The sequence below is a fragment of the Proteus sp. G3927 genome (assembly GCF_963894685.1).
Taxonomy (GTDB): Bacteria; Pseudomonadota; Gammaproteobacteria; order Enterobacterales; family Enterobacteriaceae; genus Proteus; species Proteus mirabilis.
Genome location: NZ_CAWQGX010000009.1, coordinates 87,913 through 105,570, shown reverse-complemented (window position 1 = coordinate 105,570; position 17,658 = coordinate 87,913). Strand labels below are relative to the sequence as shown.

General features: G+C 38.0%; 16 protein-coding genes. 7 read left to right on the top strand and 9 right to left on the bottom strand.

Annotated features, from left to right (window positions below):
* Positions 1–36: 36 nt before the first annotated feature.
* Complete coding sequence (locus tag AACV00_RS02590; RefSeq protein ID WP_004249450.1) at positions 37–2,322, top strand: FdhF/YdeP family oxidoreductase; 2,286 nt, start codon at positions 37–39, stop codon at positions 2,320–2,322.
* A 72-nt stretch (positions 2,323–2,394) separates the two neighbouring features.
* On the opposite strand, the gene AACV00_RS02585 is transcribed toward AACV00_RS02590, so the two are convergent.
* From AACV00_RS02585 to AACV00_RS02575, 3 genes are all read right to left on the bottom strand, one after another.
* Positions 2,395–3,294 carry a LysR family transcriptional regulator gene (locus AACV00_RS02585; protein ID WP_020946213.1) on the bottom strand — a complete coding sequence of 300 codons (900 nt, stop codon included), beginning with the start codon at positions 3,292–3,294 and terminating at the stop codon, positions 2,395–2,397.
* A 224-nt stretch (positions 3,295–3,518) separates the two neighbouring features.
* Positions 3,519–5,039, bottom strand: a complete 1,521-nt coding sequence (locus tag AACV00_RS02580; protein WP_004249448.1) for a methyl-accepting chemotaxis protein — start codon at positions 5,037–5,039, stop codon at positions 3,519–3,521.
* A gap of 155 nt (positions 5,040–5,194) precedes the next feature.
* Positions 5,195–6,763, bottom strand: a complete 1,569-nt coding sequence (locus AACV00_RS02575) for a methyl-accepting chemotaxis protein (protein ID WP_004245601.1) — start codon at positions 6,761–6,763, stop codon at positions 5,195–5,197.
* 400 nt (positions 6,764–7,163) lie between these two features.
* On the opposite strand from AACV00_RS02575, the gene AACV00_RS02570 reads away from it, so the two are divergent.
* Positions 7,164–7,844, top strand: a complete 681-nt coding sequence (locus AACV00_RS02570) for an HAD family hydrolase (RefSeq protein WP_012368337.1) — start codon at positions 7,164–7,166, stop codon at positions 7,842–7,844.
* A 96-nt stretch (positions 7,845–7,940) separates the two neighbouring features.
* Here the strand turns inward: AACV00_RS02570 and AACV00_RS02565 are convergent, their stop codons facing one another.
* The 6 genes from AACV00_RS02565 to AACV00_RS02540 form a co-directional block, all read right to left on the bottom strand.
* Complete coding sequence (locus AACV00_RS02565) at positions 7,941–8,516, bottom strand: TerD family protein (RefSeq protein WP_004245603.1); 576 nt, start codon at positions 8,514–8,516, stop codon at positions 7,941–7,943.
* A 76-nt stretch (positions 8,517–8,592) separates the two neighbouring features.
* Positions 8,593–9,171: a tellurium resistance membrane protein TerD gene (terD, locus tag AACV00_RS02560; protein ID WP_004249446.1), complete on the bottom strand. Its 579-nt coding sequence runs from the start codon at positions 9,169–9,171 to the stop codon at positions 8,593–8,595.
* Positions 9,172–9,238: 67 nt separating this feature from the next.
* Entirely contained in the window at positions 9,239–10,264 is a 1,026-nt protein-coding gene (locus AACV00_RS02555) for a TerC/Alx family metal homeostasis membrane protein (RefSeq protein ID WP_004245605.1), read from the bottom strand.
* A 34-nt stretch (positions 10,265–10,298) separates the two neighbouring features.
* Positions 10,299–10,754 carry a tellurite resistance TerB family protein gene (locus tag AACV00_RS02550; RefSeq protein WP_004245607.1) on the bottom strand — a complete coding sequence of 152 codons (456 nt, stop codon included), beginning with the start codon at positions 10,752–10,754 and terminating at the stop codon, positions 10,299–10,301.
* 24 nt (positions 10,755–10,778) lie between these two features.
* Positions 10,779–11,921, bottom strand: a complete 1,143-nt coding sequence (locus AACV00_RS02545) for a TerD family protein (RefSeq protein ID WP_161680200.1) — start codon at positions 11,919–11,921, stop codon at positions 10,779–10,781.
* Complete coding sequence (locus AACV00_RS02540) at positions 11,922–12,506, bottom strand: TerD family protein (RefSeq protein WP_004245609.1); 585 nt, start codon at positions 12,504–12,506, stop codon at positions 11,922–11,924. It abuts the gene before it with no gap.
* 392 nt (positions 12,507–12,898) lie between these two features.
* Here AACV00_RS02540 and AACV00_RS02535 point away from each other — a divergent pair, with 392 nt between their 5' ends.
* From AACV00_RS02535 to AACV00_RS02515, 5 genes are all read left to right on the top strand, one after another.
* A complete protein-coding gene (locus AACV00_RS02535) occupies positions 12,899–14,044 on the top strand; it encodes a phosphoribosyltransferase domain-containing protein (RefSeq protein ID WP_049199390.1) in 1,146 nt (381 codons plus the stop codon).
* A complete protein-coding gene (locus AACV00_RS02530) occupies positions 14,037–14,807 on the top strand; it encodes an HAD family hydrolase (RefSeq protein ID WP_004245612.1) in 771 nt (256 codons plus the stop codon). Before AACV00_RS02535 ends, AACV00_RS02530 begins: the two co-directional genes overlap by 8 nt.
* Before the next feature lie 2 nt (positions 14,808–14,809).
* Positions 14,810–15,886, top strand: coding sequence for a cysteine protease StiP family protein (locus AACV00_RS02525; RefSeq protein ID WP_004245613.1), 1,077 nt, complete (start codon positions 14,810–14,812; stop codon positions 15,884–15,886).
* Positions 15,886–16,830, top strand: a complete 945-nt coding sequence (locus AACV00_RS02520; protein ID WP_004245614.1) for an HpcH/HpaI aldolase/citrate lyase family protein — start codon at positions 15,886–15,888, stop codon at positions 16,828–16,830. Before AACV00_RS02525 ends, AACV00_RS02520 begins: the two co-directional genes overlap by 1 nt.
* A gap of 274 nt (positions 16,831–17,104) precedes the next feature.
* Positions 17,105–17,572, top strand: coding sequence for a hypothetical protein (locus AACV00_RS02515; RefSeq protein WP_004245615.1), 468 nt, complete (start codon positions 17,105–17,107; stop codon positions 17,570–17,572).
* Positions 17,573–17,658 lie beyond the last annotated feature (86 nt).

Here is a 17,658-nt window from a genome sequence, read left to right as displayed (position 1 = left end):
ATTAAATATTATTATTAACGTTTTAGGAATGTCTATATGAGTAAGAAAAAATCACCTATTCCTGGAGTGAAACCCTATAATGGACCCGCAGGAGGATGGGGGGCATTAAAAGCAACAGCAATCGCGGTACGCACTCAAATGGATGCTTTTATTGCACCTAAAACATTGCTTAATACTAATCAGCCTGATGGTTTTGATTGCCCCGGCTGTGCATGGCCAGACAAAGAGCATCATTCTACTTTCCAATTTTGTGAAAATGGAGCTAAAGCGGTCACATGGGAAGCAACAAAAAAAAGAGTCACACCTGAATTTTTAGCACAACATACCGTAACAGAATTGCTGACAAAGTCAGACTTCGAATTAGAAGGCTACGGTCGTTTAACCCATCCTCTCGCTTATGATGCAGATACTGACACTCTTCGTCCTGTGACTTGGGAGCAAGCATTTACTCGTATTGGTGAGCTATTAAGAAATATGCCATCACCTGATAGTGTTGAATTCTACACCTCAGGTAGAGCTTCCAACGAAGCCGCGTATCTATTCCAACTGTTTGCGCGAGAATATGGCACCAATAATTTTCCTGATTGCTCAAATATGTGTCATGAACCGACTAGTGTAGGCTTACCTCAATCGATTGGCATAGGTAAAGGCACAGTTTCTTTAGATGACTTTGATAACACTCAACTCATTATTGCCATTGGACATAACCCTGGAACTAATCACCCAAGAATGATGGGAACACTGCATGAAGTAGCTCGTCGTGGTGTACCTATTGTTGTATTTAATCCATTGAAAGAACGTGCTTTAGAGCGATTTACCGACCCTCAAAGTGTTATTGAGATGGCGACTTATAGCTCAACCAATATCGCATCATCTTATTATCAAGTCAAAGCCGGTGGTGATGCTGCGGCGTTAAAAGGCATTATGAAAACCTTAATTGAGTGGGATAATGAGCGTGGAGACATTCTCGACCACGATTTTATTGCTGAGCATACACTAGGTTTTGAAGCCGTAGTTGAAGATCTTAAACAAACTTCTTGGCAAGATATTGAAAGTGAAAGTGGCCTTTCGCAAGCAGATATTGAGAGTGTCGCACTCCTTTATGCCAATTCTCCGGCCACCATTATTACCTATGGTATGGGGATCACCCAACATAACAAAGGTACAGCGAATGTGCGTCTGATTGCTGATTTGTTATTAATAAAAGGGAATATTGGTAAACCGGGTGCTGGCATATGTCCATTACGTGGGCACTCTAATGTGCAAGGTAACCGAACTGTTGGGATCACAGAAAAACCATCTGTCGAATTTTTACAAAAAATAGAACAAACTTTTGGTTTTAAACCACCTTATAAACATGGTCACGATGCAGTTAACGCAATGCAAGCGATGGTTGATGGCAAAGCAAAAGCGTTAATTTGTTTAGGGGGTAATTTTGCCGTAGCATTACCCGACCCTCAACAGTCATTTGCTGCAATGAGAAAGCTTGATTTAAGTGTACACATCGGCACTAAATTAAATCGCTCACATTTATTAACGGCAAAAAATACCTTTATATTACCTTGCTTGGGGAGAACAGAATTAGATGTACAAGCATTAGGTCGTCAATCCATCACGGTCGAAGACTCAATGTCAATGGTGCATGCCTCTTCTGGTAAATTAACACCCGCTTCACCATTATTAAAATCAGAGCCTGTCATTGTTGCAAAAATGGCTGCTGCAACACTGACAGATAGCAAAACCCCATGGCTAAGATTTACGGAAAGTTATGATCTTATTCGCGATATGATTGAAAAAACCATTCCCGGATTTGATAATTACAACCAACGAATTCGTGTCCCCGGGGGTTTCCGTATGCCACTCCCTGCCGTTGAGAGAGTTTGGAATACCCCCACAGGTAAAGCCATGTTCTCGGTATTTAAAGGTGTAAAAGAGAATAAAATGGTCATGGGTGATGATGTTCTTCGTTTAGTCACTATTCGTAGTCATGACCAATATAATACGACCATTTATGCACTTGATGATCGCTATCGTGGCATCTTTGGTAGACGCGATATACTGTTTATGAATAATGTCGATATGATAGCAAGAGGCTTAAACGAAGGTGATAAAATCACCATTGAAACGGTCAGTGAAAATAGAAAACTACAACTTGATAATATTACAGTTGTTTCATTTAGCATTGCCCCTGGCACAGTGGCCGCTTATTACCCAGAAGCCAATGTCCTTGTACCATTAGATTATATTGATAAAGAGAGTGGTACCCCCTCTTATAAAGCAATACCTGTCAGAATTTATGATAAAAAAACACAAGTCGCTTAATCATAATTCATACGCAAAACAAAAAACAAAGGCGAGCTATTTATTAATACTCGCCTTTTTATCTCTATCCATCTATAGACCTGTACTTTCTAAGTAAGTACGCATTTGTGCAAAGCATTTTTCAATTAATATAGAGCGCGGCTCTTCTTTGCGGATCACAATCCCCAATGGGGCATTAATGGTTGCATCAACAATAGGTACAACATCTAGATCTTGGCTGAGATTTTCCATACCTTTAGCAATAGGGACAATCGAGGCGCAAAACCCTGCATTAACTGATTGTATAAGATGTAATGTAGAACTACTTTCGACCAACACCTTGGGGTGTAAGTTATAACGCTGAAAAGCTAAATCCACGGATTGCCTAAAGTGATTCTCTTTATTTAATAAAGCCAATGGTTGTTTAACCGCTTCATGCCACGAGATAGTTCTTGTTGAAGGCATAAAGTGATTGCGATGAAATAAAAGCCCTAACTCCGTTTGTTTTAATGCATAAATTTCATGCTGTTGAGTATTCGCTTTTTCCAAATAGCAGATACCAATATCAAGACTATTACTATTAAGTCGATCTATAATATTTTCACTATTCGTTGAGAGCACTTGAAAACTTATCTCAGGGAATAGTGCCGATATTTTCTGCAACATCAGCATAGGATTTAAATTGGTTAAAGGCACAATACCTATACGCAGTTGCCCAAATAGTTGCTGTCGAAAGTTAGCGGCTTCTGCTTGTAATCCATCGTAAGCAGATTGCATAGTTTTCGCCCATTTTAATATTTTCTCGCCTTCTTCGGTAAATCCCTCAAAGCGAGAGCTACGCTTGATAAGAACCACATCAAGCTCTTTTTCTAAATTACGTAATCGCATTGATAAGGTAGGTTGCGTAACATGGCACATCTCGGCAGCTTGACCAAAATGTTGCGTTTTATCCAAAGCGATTAAATAAAATAACTGTTTAATATCGATACGCAATAACCTCGTCATTTGCAGGTGAAGGGAATAGTTATCTGTTTTTATATTGCACTATTAACAACACTAAAGTTTGCGCTGTCTATAATTATTTTTCAATAATAAACGAAGAGAAAAGAAATAGTCGCCTTATCGATTAGCCATAAAATAAAAAAAACTCACCCTAATATTGCAACTAAGGTGAGTTTATTTTTACTAGAATATTAGTGTATTAATTAAAGATAAGCTTATTCTTTGATTTGAAAAACTGATACTTTATCGGTCAGATTTTGTGCTTTTTCATCTAACATCATGGTTGAGGTGGCTCCTTGTTCTACTAAAGCCGCATTTTGCTGAACCACAGAATCCATTTGGTTTATCGCGACGGCTATTTGTTCAATTCCCACTTTTTGCTCTTCCGATGCAATGCTAATTCCCTGCATAATATCGCTTACTTTGGTAATTGAGGTGACAATTTCTTGTATATGCTCACCGGTTTTATTAACCAGTTCACGACCATGTGCGACATCCGCCACAGAAGCTCGAATAATCTGATTAATTTCACGAGCGGCTTCCGCACTTCTGGCCGCTAAATTGCGAACCTCTGTTGCAACAACTGTAAAACCCCGCCCTTGCTCCCCTGCACGAGCGGCTTCCACTGCCGCATTCAACGCAAGAATATTGGTTTGACTGGCAATATTGTTTACCACATCATTGATTTCAGCGACTTTTAACGTACCGACTTCAATTTTTTTCATCGAAGTAATAGCATCATTCATAATGCTAGCGCCATCGATAGCCAAATCACGCGTTTGTGCTGTGATAGAGTTTGCTAATACGGCATTATTAGTATTATTCACTACCGCAATTTTTATCTCTTCCATGCTGGCTGCGGTTTGTTGCAATGCACTCGCTTGCTCCTCTGTACGAGAAGAGAGATCTTGATTACCCGCTGCGATTTCTGCTGAACCGCTTTTGATCACTAATGCTTCTTCTTTCACCAAACCAATAGTCGATGTCAGTGCATTTTGCATATCACCGACATGAGAAAATAGTGTACCAAACTCATCTTTTCTATTTTTGGGTAACGAGAAGTTTAAATTCCCTTCTCCCACTTTTTGCAAAATGGCAGAGAGCGTATTGAGGTTAAAGAGAAAGGTTTTATTAACCCAACGGATCACTAAATAAAGCAGTCCAATCAGTATCACTAAAGCAATACATGTAGTGTAAATAAAGAGTTGAAACATCCATTTTTGTTCGTCTTCTATTTGATCATTAACATTTTGAGTTATCACTAAGTATTCATCAAACAACTCAGCAAGTTTGGAAAAATCTTTCGATAAATCAATATTTTCATAAGCTAGCGTATCAATAGGCGCAATAATAGTATCGACGAGTTTGATAAATAGTGCCGATAATTGTTCTGAGTTTCTTTGTGCGTCAGCACTGATTTTGCTTTCCCTTTCCCAAGCGTTAATTGTCGCTTTTGATTTAGCCGCTAATGTTTTAGCTTCAGAAACTAATCGAGCTTTGGTTTCTTGCATATCTAAATTTTCATGACCAATATTGACTAAAAAGTTAACATGAGAGCGTATGGTTGCTAGTTCATATCTTGCCTCTTGTACATTATTTAATCTCGTGGTTAACGAGTTTAATGAAGCAAAATTATCCTGCATTTGATAAATAAAAAACGATGATAAAGCTGATGTCACTAAGAAAATAGCTAATAGTATAATAGAGCCTACTTTCGCTGTTCTTTCAATACTCATGAAATAATCCACCCCGGTAATTAAATAACATAAATGTATTCATATATCGGCAGTGGATAGATTTTATTTACTCATTAATCAGAATTATCGACACAAATGTTTTACACACACCACCCTCAGTGATAAAAGATGATGTTTTATACTATTATCGTAGTTTATTCTTGTTCATTGATTAACTCTTGTTTCTGCTCTGGCTCTTTTTCAAGATCGTCAATATTAAAGACTGCGACATTATCCATCAGCACTTGTGCTTTATCGTTTAACATCATGGTAGAAGAGGCGGCGAGATCGACCAAAGAGGCATTTTGTTGTACTACCGTATCCATTTGATTAATTGCTACTGCAATTTGTTCGACACCAAGACGTTGCTCTTCCGACGCTAAACTAATCCCTTGCATGATCTTGTTTACTTTTGAAATGGAAGAGACAATCTCTTGCATGCACTCACCGCTTTTATTCACTAAATTTGTACCATAGGTAACATCATTGATAGATGCTTTAAGAACTTGGCTAATCTCTTTTGCTGCTTCAGCACTTTTTGCGGCTAAGTTCCGTACCTCAGCGGCCACAACGGTGAACCCACGCCCTTGCTCGCCAGCTCTTGCTGCTTCTACGGCAGCATTTAAGGCCAAAATATTAGTTTGATTGGCTAATTTATTAATAACATCATTAATTTCCCCAACTTTCACTGCACCTTGTTCTATTTTCTTCATCGATAATACAGCTTCTTTCATGACATTAGCGCCATCCATAACAATGTCAGTAGATTGATTAATAATATTATTTGCTTCAATTGTATTATCGGTATTGTTAGCAACGGCTATTTTGATCTGCTCCATACTGGCAGCGGTTTGTTGTAACGCACTGGATTGTTCTTCTGTACGAGATGAAAGCTCTTGATTACCAGAAGCAATTTTAAATGCGCCCCCTTTTATATCCATAGCCTCTTTTTTGACAGAAAAGATTGTCGAGGTTAATGCTTTTTGCATATCACTGACACGAGAAAAAAGTTTACCAAACTCATCATTTTTTACTTGTGGTACAGAAAAAACCAAGTCAGCATTACCTACTTTATTTAATATCTCAGACAATGTATTAAGATTAGAGACAAAGGTTTTATTGATCCAATGAAGCACAAAGTACAAAACAATTAATAAAATAATTAATGAGATAATTGTTGAGTAGATAGAAAACTCAACCATTGAATCTTGTTTATGAGTAAGGTAGAGACTATTTTTATTTCTAGTCTGAATATATTTTTCAAATAATTGATCAAGATGTTCAAAATCTTGATCAAATTGATTAGCTTTTATCTTTATTGTCGCTAATTTATTAGGATCTAAAACTAATTTATCTATCAGATTATAAAATAACGTCGAAATATCATCAGCATTTTTTTGTGCTGCAACAGTCATTTTCTTCTCTTTCACCCATGTTTCCATGGTGTTTTTAGCCATGATAGCTAGCTTTTTATTTTGCTGAATAATTTTGTTACGATCTGCGACACGACTATCTTTGTCTTGTAATAGATAATTGACATTAGAACGCATAATAGCCAGTTGATAACGAGCCATCAACACATCGTCATAACGTGCAGATAAGACATCAACTTGAGTAAAATTGTTTTGCATTTTATAAATAAAAAATGAAGATAAGGCAGACGATAGAATAAAAATCAATAACAGTAAAGAAGAGCCTAATTTTACGGTTCGTTTAATACTCATGATAAAAATACCTATATGCGCATATCGATAAGATTTATTTTTTATCGACACAATGATATTTTTATTTAATTATTAGAGATAACACTAGGTCATTGATTTTTATTTTAAATAAATTTTTATATCATAAACAAAATAAGTTATTTTTAATAACTGCTATAATTATTGGTATATTATAAAATAAAACAAACCAATTCTTTTAAAACATAATCCGCTATCAATTAGTGCATTCTTCTTTATGCTCAATATCAATTTTCATTTTATATGACTAATATCATCAACGATTAAAAATAAAAACCTTATTTTTTCAATAAGATACTGATGATACTATCTCATTTTGAGAACAATGATATAATAGGCGCTTTACCTCATAAACTCTGATGATTTACGGAGCTCAATATTTATGCAACCACAATTTGAAAACGCAAAAAACACCGTAAAAACATTATCAGTGTTTGATTTTGATGGTACTTTAACCTATCACGATAGCTTTATCCCTTTTCTAAAGTTTGCCTTTGGGCGTCGTAAATTTGCTCGTCGTATTATCAAAATGGTATTCCCCACATTACGTTGTTTTAGACGTAAACTGACTCGTGATGAATTAAAAGAAGTGCTGATTAAAACTTTTTTAACCGATATCAAAGAAGAATGGCTCAAAGAAAAAGCCGAAGCCTTTTGTAAAGCCTACTGGAGTAAGTTAATGCGTCCTGCAGGTTTATTAGCCGTTGCTGAAGAGATTAACCGTCATGCTGAAGTGACCATTTGTTCAGCTTCTCCAGCTATGGTGTTGCAACCTTTTGCGGATCGACTTGGTATAAAGTTAATAGGAACAACACTTGAAGTGGTTGATGGTGTGCTGACAGGAAAAATCATTGGCAATAACTGCCGTTGTGGCGAAAAAATCAAACGATTAGAGCGTGTCTATGGCGATCTTACTCAATACCACTTAAGGGCGTGGGGCGATTCACGTGGTGATCATGAATTACTCTATGCTGCACAAGATCCACATTGGCGCTATTTCCACACAGGAAGTAATAAGTCAAAAAAATCACCTATTAAAATAACGCTTAAAAAAGACTCATAAGTGATTATATAAAAATAAAGCGGGAAACGTATTTTCCCGCTTTATCCATAAACTAACTATTTATCTAGCCATCTTGGCGCTTTTATTAGCGAAAGATTAAATATTGACGCCATGTTGTGCGGCTAGTGCGCCTAAACCACCCGCAAAACCTTGGCCTACTGCTTTAAATTTCCAATCTGAACCATGACGATAGAGTTCACCAAAGATCATCGCCGTCTCCGTAGAGGCATCTTCAGAAAGATCAAAACGTGCAATTTCAGTGTTATTGTCGTTATTATAAACGCGCATAAAACTGTTGCTCACCATACCAAAGTTTTGTTTGCGGTTTTCAGCATCGTAAATAGTGACAGCAAAAACCAGTTTTTTCACTTCAGCAGGAACTTTGGATAAAGTGATTTTGACTTGTTCATCATCACCTTCGCCTTCTCCAGTACGATTATCGCCTTGGTGTTCAACACTACCACATTGGCTCACTTTATTATTAAAGAAGATAAAACTTGCATCTGAAAGCACTTTTCCATCTTCACCGACCATGAATACTGACGCATCTAAATCAAATTCAGCGCCATCTGTCACGCGGGCATCCCATCCTAAACCAACCATAGCCACCGTCATGGTTGGTGCTTCTTTAGTTAGCGAAACATTACCACCTTTAACAAGGGAAACAGCCATATCAAAGCTCCTACTGTGTTGAATAAACTGACAATTAGGAATAACTGCCAGTAATTTGTGATTTCATAACATACGATTAAGAGGCGTTAATACCATATTGCGCACATACTGAGCCTAAGCCCCCTGCATATCCTTGGCCTACAGCACGGAATTTCCACTCACCGTTATGACGATATAACTCACCAAATAACATCGCCGTTTCCGTTGATGCATCTTCCGTTAAATCATAACGAGCAACTTCAATTTGGTTGTCATCATTAACTAAACGAATAAACGCACCAGATACCTGACCAAAGCTTTGACGACGCGCTTGCGCTTCATGGATAGTCACTACAAAGATAATTTTTTCGACATCACTGGGGATGGTATCTAGTTTGATTTTTAGTGCTTCATCATCACCATCACCTTCACCTGTTCGGTTATCACCAGTGTGAACAACAGAGCCGTCGGCAGATCTTAAGTTGTTATAAAAAATGAAATCGGCATCGCTACGTACTTTTCCATTAGCGGCTAACAGAAATGCAGATGCATCTAAGTCAAAATCTTGACCATCTGTAGAACGGGCATCCCAACCAAGTCCGACTAGGACGTTTTTCATCGTTGGGGCTGCTTTGCTTAAAGAAACATTACCACCTTTAGAAAGAGAAACGCTCATCTTCAACCTCTTCAATTTATGTTGCGATATTCTAATTTCCCAAGAATATCGGTTATCATTATTTACCTTATTTATTCTTTTTTTCTGGGAATACAAAACTTGCCAGAATACCCAGAGCAAGAACACCAAGCACTACGAATAGGCTGGTTGTCGCGGAAATGCTATATCCATGCTGCCAAATATGATCTGTTGCATTAAGCCCCAGCTTTACAGCAATAAAGAACAGCAATGCAATAACCGCTTTTTCAAGGTGAATCAGATACTGTTTTAATGCCTCTAACACAAAGTAGAGAGTACGTAAGCCCAAAATAGCGAACATCATTGCACTATAAACAATCAGTGGCTCACGACTAACGGCAATGATTGCAGGCACCGAATCGAAAGCAAACATCACATCAGAAAGCTCTACCACCGCCACACACAACATAAGCGGTGTCGCATATAACGCAGCTTTTGTACCTCGCCCGATAGTTATGTCTTTGTTTTCCGGTTTTGCTAACTCTACATCAACCTCTTTTTGTGTTAATAAGAAGGCATGTCCAGTAATTTTTGGCCATATAGGGAAAAATCGTTTTACTAAGCGATAAGCAAGATGCTGTGAATAGTCTTCAATTTCTTCACTATCATTCCCACTTCTCAGCATCATTACGGCTGTCCAAGCAACAATCAGAGCAAAGACTATCTCAACGTAAGGCCCTAAACTTAATAAGCCGGTACCAATAGCAACAAAGATCGCACGGAATACAATGGCACCAATGATCCCCCAATACAGAATGCGGTGACGGAAACGATCAGGAACCGCAAACCAAGAGAAAATCGCCATCATGACAAATAGGTTATCGACAGACAGCACTTTCTCTAATGCATAACCCGTCACGAATAAGCTTGCAACTTCTGCACCATGGTGGACGTATAAAAAACCCGCGAATGCCATGGCAACGACTACCCAGAATATTGACCAAAAAACAGCATTCTTTAACGTTATCGGCTTATCTGCACGATGCATAAATAAATCGATAAAAATAGCGCCTATCGCAAGTACAACAAAAACAATGACAGTTTCTGTCGGAAAACCAATATGTGTGGATACCATAATTATTCCTAAACGGTTCCCTATATAAAATTAATTACAAATCAAACTCTGCGGGCTCAAAGCCTAATGCAACGGCAATAGCACGCACCGCCTCTTTTTCGTCATTGTCAAAATCACCATCACTTTTCGCAACAGCAATACCGACACGGATCGCTAATTGTGCAGCTTCTGGCTGATCTTTCATTGCCAGAATATACTTCATCGTTTCACCTTTACCGACTTCAGTATCAAATTCAAAACTGCTAATTAGCTTATTAAAGAATTCGATCACCTCGGAGGTATCAAAGACTTTAAGCTCTTCTGATGCTTTTAAAAAACCGAGCATCTTCTGCTTTTCTTCAGAACTCACACCATCGCTGGCAATAGCGATACGAGCACAAACTGCGACCGTACCTTGCATAAATTTTTTGTTTTTAAAACGACTGACTTGCTTAGTTAACTCCGCTCGCCCGGAATTAAAACCTTCTTTTAATTTATTGAAAAAACTCATTTTTATTCTCCTTATTTCGTGTATTCACTTAGATCCAGCAGTCCAGCGAAATCCCCATCCGTAGGCATTATCCATATCGCGATGGCCTTTAAAAAATTCATTGAGACGTTCAACTTTGATTGATCCGTTTTCATTAACAAGTCGTGCGATGGCACACATAGCTCGACCATTATTACCATCCGTTAAACGTGTTTCGATAGGTGGTTGCTCGGGAACATGAATAGTGACCACACCATCTGTTTTACTCCAGTTAGGAACCCCTTCATAAATAAAAGTAAAAATAAGCACTTGCTTGATATTTTTCCATTCACGTCCATTGATAAAAATCCACTCGCCACCCGCTACATCACCAGTGCGATCATCACCTTGTAACTCAACATAAGGCATGCGATTAAAATCACCGAATCCATTTCCTAAGGCTTGGATCACTGACTTATAACCATCTTGTAGTTCAACAAAGGCGCCAATATCTAAATCAATACCTTTGTTACCACCAAATAATCCACCTAATAACCCGGAACCACCGCTTTTACTTTCTCGATGCCAATCGAGGTTAATGCGGATTTTGCCGAAATCATCCTTTTTAGTTAAGCTAATTGCCGGTTTCTCTTTAGTTAGCGAAACCTTGCTTAAGTTCACTGAGCTCGGTGCTGGTGCTGGTGCTGGTTCAGGATCAGCAATATCAACACCAAAATATTCCGCCAATGGTTTTAATCCACCGTTAAATCCTTGTGCAATAAACCGAAATTTCCAGCTTCCATTGCGACGGTATAGCTCACCTAAAATTAATGCCGCTTCAGTGCGTCCATCGATATCAACATGGCCGTTCGCAACGACATTATTGTTAGCATCAACTTGAATAGACAAATGTTGTAGATGAGCAATGGTTTGTTGCCCCTCACAAGTAGCTGTAAAAGCAATTCTATCGACATCAGGACGTAAGCGAGTTAAGTCAACCGTAAACGACGTGCTATTACCTGCTGTTGCATAAATAATAGTACGATCATCATTAGTGGTTTGACCATAAAACACCATATCAGCATCACCGTTCACTTTTCCTGAGACATAAAGCCTAAATGCAGATACATCAACAAGTGAGCCTGAGTGAATACGCACCATTAACGTTTGATCAGGTACGGATATATTTCCGCCAGGTGTTAGGGTCATTTATCGCACCACCGTCGCCAAAATATCTGGCATCATCTCGTCAATGACAAGCCCTTTACAAGGTGAGCCAAAAGCCGTGAAATCCCATTGTCCGTGATTACGTTGTAAAGCGGCAATCACGATCCCTGTATGAGCGCCTTGTTCCGTTAATTTGTAATGAGCAAGCTCTTTATTGGTTGTTTTATCGACAACTCGACAAAACGCATTTTCAACTTCATTAAAAGTCTGCCCACGGAAACTATTGACAGTGAAAACCAAATATTCAACCAATGAAGGAAGACGATTTAAATCAACAAAAATAGTTTCATCATCACCATCACCCTCTCCTGTTAAGTTATCTCCTGAGTGAATAACGGACTGACAAGTTGATTTTAGTTTACGAAACCAAATAGTATCGATTTGTTTACCATTTACATCGAGTAATACACAACTTGCATCTAAATCTATCGAATTATTACCACCAAAGAGTCCACCGAGAAATCCCTTTTTCTTAATAGGATCCCAGCCTAAACCAAACATTAGGTGACTCAGTGCAGGGGCTTGTTTACTGAGAGAGACTGTCTGATCCTTGCGTAATGAAACCATAATTAACTCCCTTCAAAGGTAGAATGAAACAACAATATCACTTGCATATAAATACAAATTATAAATCATCATATCATGATGAAGTAGTTCGGCAAGTCTATTTTTATCAACTTACTTCAAGAGATTGTAAATATATTGAAATAAAAGAAATTTTTATAAAAAAACACAATTAAAACTTAAGTTAAAAACAAAAAATACCGCATTAACCTAATTATTTTAAATTAAAGTAAAATAGATCACATTATGATTGACATGATTAAATAGAAACTTCATGATGAGGAAACAGGTTTTAGCTTAAACATTCACAGTATGTGACGTTATGTTCAACACGGCTTAGCTTATACCCAGATAAATGCACTTAAAAAACTAATTAGTACGGATAATAAAGAATAATGAATAGTTTGATTGGCTCTTCTGTTTATCGTCGCCAACTCACTTGTGGCACATTAAGCGTAACGCCAAATTGCTCATTAGAACATCTTGATGAACTTTTTGATATTGCGGAAAGACGCAACCCTAAGCGCGCTTTTTTGTTTGTCAGTAAAGTATTAGGGCGCCATATTCCTGTTTCACCTAAGAAAATGCGTGAAACTTATCAACAAATGGCCAAACAATTTCCTCAATCACTCGAAGGCCCTATTCTTTTTATTGGTATGGCAGAAACTGCGGTCGGTTTAGGTGCGGGGATTTTTGATGAAGTAAGAGATCGCTATCCTCAAGCGCTCTATCTTACTTCAACACGCCATCCTATTGCTGATAGTGAATTATTCTGTAAATTTAAAGAAAATCACAGCCATGCAACTGATCACCTACTTTATTTGCCTCATAACCTAGAACAACGCCAATGGATCCAGCAAGCGAAAACCATTGTGTTAATTGATGATGAAGCAACCACAGGTAATACCTTTCTTAACTTGCTGTCTGCATTACGTGAAGAAGGTAAGTTAACACAAATTAAGCAGATTATTGCTGTCACATTAACCGATTGGAGTGGTGATGCTCTGCAAAAGCGTTCACCATTACCCATAACAACCTTCTCTTTAGTGCAGGGAAAATGGCAATGGCAAGCCAATCCCGATGCACCATTACCTGTTATGCCAAATGTCAATATTACTGCCTCAGGACAGGTTGCTATCACAGGAAAACAAAGCTGGGGACGCTTAGGTATGACAACCCCTGCTAATGATCTTGGCCTATTTATTCATGTTTCTGAGGGTGAAAAAATATTGGTTTTAGGCTCTGGTGAATTTGTCTGGGAACCCTTTTTATTAGCAGAACGCTTAGAAAAACAAGGGGCTATTGTAAAATATAGCTCGACGACTCGCTCACCTATTGCCACTAATTTTGCTATCCAATCAGCGATAACTTTTACTGATAATTACGGATTAGGCATTCCTAACTTTGTCTATAACGTGGCTCATCAGCAATTTGATCGCATTCTGCTTTGTTGTGAAACCCCTGCCGAAAGTATTGATAGTCAACTTATTGAGGCTCTCTATAAAGTTGCCCCTATTGTTGAAGTAATTAGCTATGACTAACCCCGTTATTTTAGCCGATCTTGACGATACCTTATTTCAAACTCGTCGCAAAATGGTGGATGAGTTAGCGCTTGCACCCTATAAAACTGGTGCGTTGGATAGAAGTTTAGCGCCACGTAGCTTTATGACTCAAGAGCAAGCTATGCTGGTTGATTGGATGCTAGAACATGCTGATTTAATTCCAGTCACAGCACGTGGAACGGAAGAAATGAGCCGTGTCACTATTCCTTTTCATTCATGGGCTATTACCACACACGGTGCTGTTGTCTTAACCCCAGAAAAAGTCGCAGATGAACAATGGCAACACCATATCACACAAAGCTTAACACCTTATAAGCAACCTTTACTTAGGTTACAGCAATCTATTACCCAATTAATGGCTGAACGTAATATTGATGGTTGGGCGAGAATTAACTATGAATATGATGATTTACCCATTTATTTGGTGATGAAGCATAACGACAGCGCTCGATTAGATGAGCTATATGCTATCGGTGATGAGATAGAAAAAATATTCTCAACCAAAGGTTTTTATATTCATCGTAACAGTAACAATATTGCTTGGTTACCTGAGCCAATTGAAAAAGGTAAAGCCGTCACTTATTTGCTTAATAAATTAAAAGCAGAACGTGGCGTTTTTCCTGTGATTGGTTTCGGCGATAGCCTAAGTGATCATCGCTTTATGAAATTATGCAATTGGTATGCTATCCCCCGCCAAAGCCAATTCGCGAATGCGATCAACACAAAAATTTTTGGAGAATAAACATGATGGATCATCAGCCTTTTTCAGGCTCTTATCTACTGGGTGATGTTGATTTTTTACTGCAACCCGTCAAGATTGAAATGACACCTGTTGAGTTAAAAGAAGAACTTATACAGTCTGGTAAACGTCACTATTCTGATATGTTAAGCCAAGAGCCAGAACCCACAACCTGGCATCTTGAACTGTTTGAAAAAGCACTGGCTGCTGGCGCAACACGTTTAGCAACACAAGTAATTATGCTAGCAAAATCACTTATTGCGCATTTTGGTGACACCCCTATTATTCTGACAAGTCTTGTGCGTGCGGGTGTTCCACTTGGCGTGATGTTACAACAGACCTTGCGCAAAATGGGAAAAACGTCTTATCACTATGGTATTAGCATTATTCGTGATAGGGGTATTGATAACGAAGCGCTTTCATGGATTGAGCAACGCCATGGGACAGAAGGTATTGTATTTGTTGATGGGTGGACAGGAAAAGGCGCTATCACAAATGAGTTAATTCGTTCATTGGCGGGACGTGAAGGTTTTCCTGCACAACCCCATCTTGTCGTCCTTGCTGATCCTTGTGGTTGCGCTTGGTTAAGTGCCAGTGATGAAGATTGGCTAATCCCTTTTGGGATTATGGGAGCGCCCGTTTCAGGATTAATTTCACGTTCAATTTGGACAGAGCAAGGCTTCCATGGTTTTGTCGATTGCCAACATTTAAAACAATATGAATGTAGTCGCTATCTTGTTGATACTGTGGGAAAAATAGTTGACGCCTTAATAGATAACGATATTCCACTCGCCACATTTAAACATCAACCGTCAGACTTAAAAAAACTGAGCGAAAATGTCGTTAGTTTACTTGCCAACAAATATGACATTTCAAATATCAATCGTATAAAACCCGGTATTGCTGAAGCAACTCGCGCCGTTTTACGCCGTGTACCTGAGCATATTCTGGTAAAAGAAATTGCAGATCCCGATGTTGCATTACTGATTTATCTTGCTAAACAAAAAAATATTACTGTAACCGAGGCAGGTAAAGCATTAGGACAATATCGTGCCGTTACTATCATTAAAAAGGTGCAATAATGATTGAACGATTATCCCCTTGGAATTTAGGGGCAACGCTGTATATGCCCGCAACACGAACCGATATCGCCGCAACAATTATTGATCAAAAAATTGATGGATTACGTTCATTAATTATTTGTTTAGAAGATGCCGTCAGTGATACTGATATTCCACAAGCATTACAAAATCTAGCAACATTATTAACCACATTATCAGACTATAAAAAGCATCATGATTGTACTGAATGGCCGTTGCTATTTATACGCCCCCGCCATACAGAAATGGCGCAATGGCTGGTTGAGCATGTAGATTTAACTGTGATTGACGGCTTAGTATTACCTAAATTTACCCAAGCTTCATTACCCCTTTGGTGGCGTATCATCAAACCCACCCATTTATGTATGATGCCAACATTGGAAACAGAAGAAGTGTTCGACGTTCTTCAAATGACCTCACTGGCAGACTTGCTACTAGCTCACCCTTGCCATAAGAGAATTATTGCCTTACGTATCGGTGGAAATGATTTAATGAATGTTATTTCTCTTAGACGTAATCGCCATTTAACACTCTATGATGGACCTATGGGATACGTGATAAAAATGTTGGTTGCTGTATTTGGTGCTCGTCAGTTTGCGCTTACCGCTCCTGTTTGTGAGCATATTGATGATCAACAAATTATGGATAGAGAATTAGCCCTCGATATTGCCAATGGTTTAGTGGGCAAAACCGCTATTCATCCCAAGCAGATAGACAAAATAGAACAGGCATTAATGGTATCTCAGTCTGATCATTCCGATGCGTTGCGCATCTTAAATTCAACACAAGCCGTATTTAAATCTCATGGTGCCATGTGTGAACCGGCAACACATCGCCGTTGGGCATTAAGTATTTTAACTAGAGCAAAACTGTATGGCATTATTCCCAATTCAAAAAATAGTGTTCAACGATTTAATACACCATAAGTTTAAATATTCGTTTTTATATTTACTATAAGCATTTTTTTATTTATTAATATTTTAAACTTAGTCTCTAGTTAAAGAATAATATCTTTAACTAGAACTCCTATTTATAAAACTTTAACATATTATTTAACAATATTTTTATTTCGGTTGTTATTTTATAAAATCTTTAATATTTGACATTATTTCAGATATACTTGTAGAAAAATAATACAGACACAATAAAAGCTGGGTCTAATTTCTTAACACACAATTGACAGATACGTGGTAACCAAACATGCAATTGAGCTCTCGCCAAATCAGAGTTTTTAAGCTGGCTATACTTTTAAGTACAGGGAAAAAAGTCCCCACGATTAAGATTATTTCTGCTCTTGAATGCTCGGAGCCAACGCTCACCCGTGTTTTAAAAGAAATAAGAGAGTCTTATAGTGCTGAAATTAAGTACAGTAAATCATCCAGATCGTATCAAATGACTGAACGAGGTCAGCTTGATAATAAAACATTACGTCGTATGCGAGAGGCATTATCTTCGAATGAAGAACTACAACATAGTGGCACAACGAGTCGTGTTTATTTAGATAAAGATAAGAAAAAATCAGTATCACTATCTTTAAAAATGTCAGCACTACGGAAAATAGATAAACTTTCGTTTTTAAGAAGTACAACCCGAAGTCAGACGGTTGAGTTTCTTGTTGATAATTATGTAGAACATTTAATTCAAGTTGCTCTCCAAGATAAAAAATAAATAGGGTAATTATATGAAATAACTTGGTATTTAATATCGAGTTATTTCATTGATATTTTTCAATAACCCTGTACGGATAATTGTCA

Coding starts and splice junctions, on each gene's coding strand:
- AACV00_RS02515 (WP_004245615.1), top strand. CDS start 17,105: ATGCAATTGAGCTCTCGCCAAATCAGAGTTTTTAAGCTGGCTATACTT.
- AACV00_RS02575 (WP_004245601.1), bottom strand. CDS start 6,763: ATGAGTATTAAACGAACCGTAAAATTAGGCTCTTCTTTACTGTTATTG.
- AACV00_RS02530 (WP_004245612.1), top strand. CDS start 14,037: ATGACTAACCCCGTTATTTTAGCCGATCTTGACGATACCTTATTTCAA.
- AACV00_RS02570 (WP_012368337.1), top strand. CDS start 7,164: ATGCAACCACAATTTGAAAACGCAAAAAACACCGTAAAAACATTATCA.
- AACV00_RS02590 (WP_004249450.1), top strand. CDS start 37: ATGAGTAAGAAAAAATCACCTATTCCTGGAGTGAAACCCTATAATGGA.
- AACV00_RS02555 (WP_004245605.1), bottom strand. CDS start 10,264: ATGGTATCCACACATATTGGTTTTCCGACAGAAACTGTCATTGTTTTT.
- AACV00_RS02545 (WP_161680200.1), bottom strand. CDS start 11,921: ATGACCCTAACACCTGGCGGAAATATATCCGTACCTGATCAAACGTTA.
- terD (WP_004249446.1), bottom strand. CDS start 9,171: ATGAGCGTTTCTCTTTCTAAAGGTGGTAATGTTTCTTTAAGCAAAGCA.
- AACV00_RS02565 (WP_004245603.1), bottom strand. CDS start 8,516: ATGGCTGTTTCCCTTGTTAAAGGTGGTAATGTTTCGCTAACTAAAGAA.
- AACV00_RS02520 (WP_004245614.1), top strand. CDS start 15,886: ATGATTGAACGATTATCCCCTTGGAATTTAGGGGCAACGCTGTATATG.
- AACV00_RS02525 (WP_004245613.1), top strand. CDS start 14,810: ATGATGGATCATCAGCCTTTTTCAGGCTCTTATCTACTGGGTGATGTT.
- AACV00_RS02540 (WP_004245609.1), bottom strand. CDS start 12,506: ATGGTTTCATTACGCAAGGATCAGACAGTCTCTCTCAGTAAACAAGCC.
- AACV00_RS02580 (WP_004249448.1), bottom strand. CDS start 5,039: ATGAGTATTGAAAGAACAGCGAAAGTAGGCTCTATTATACTATTAGCT.
- AACV00_RS02550 (WP_004245607.1), bottom strand. CDS start 10,754: ATGAGTTTTTTCAATAAATTAAAAGAAGGTTTTAATTCCGGGCGAGCG.
- AACV00_RS02535 (WP_049199390.1), top strand. CDS start 12,899: ATGAATAGTTTGATTGGCTCTTCTGTTTATCGTCGCCAACTCACTTGT.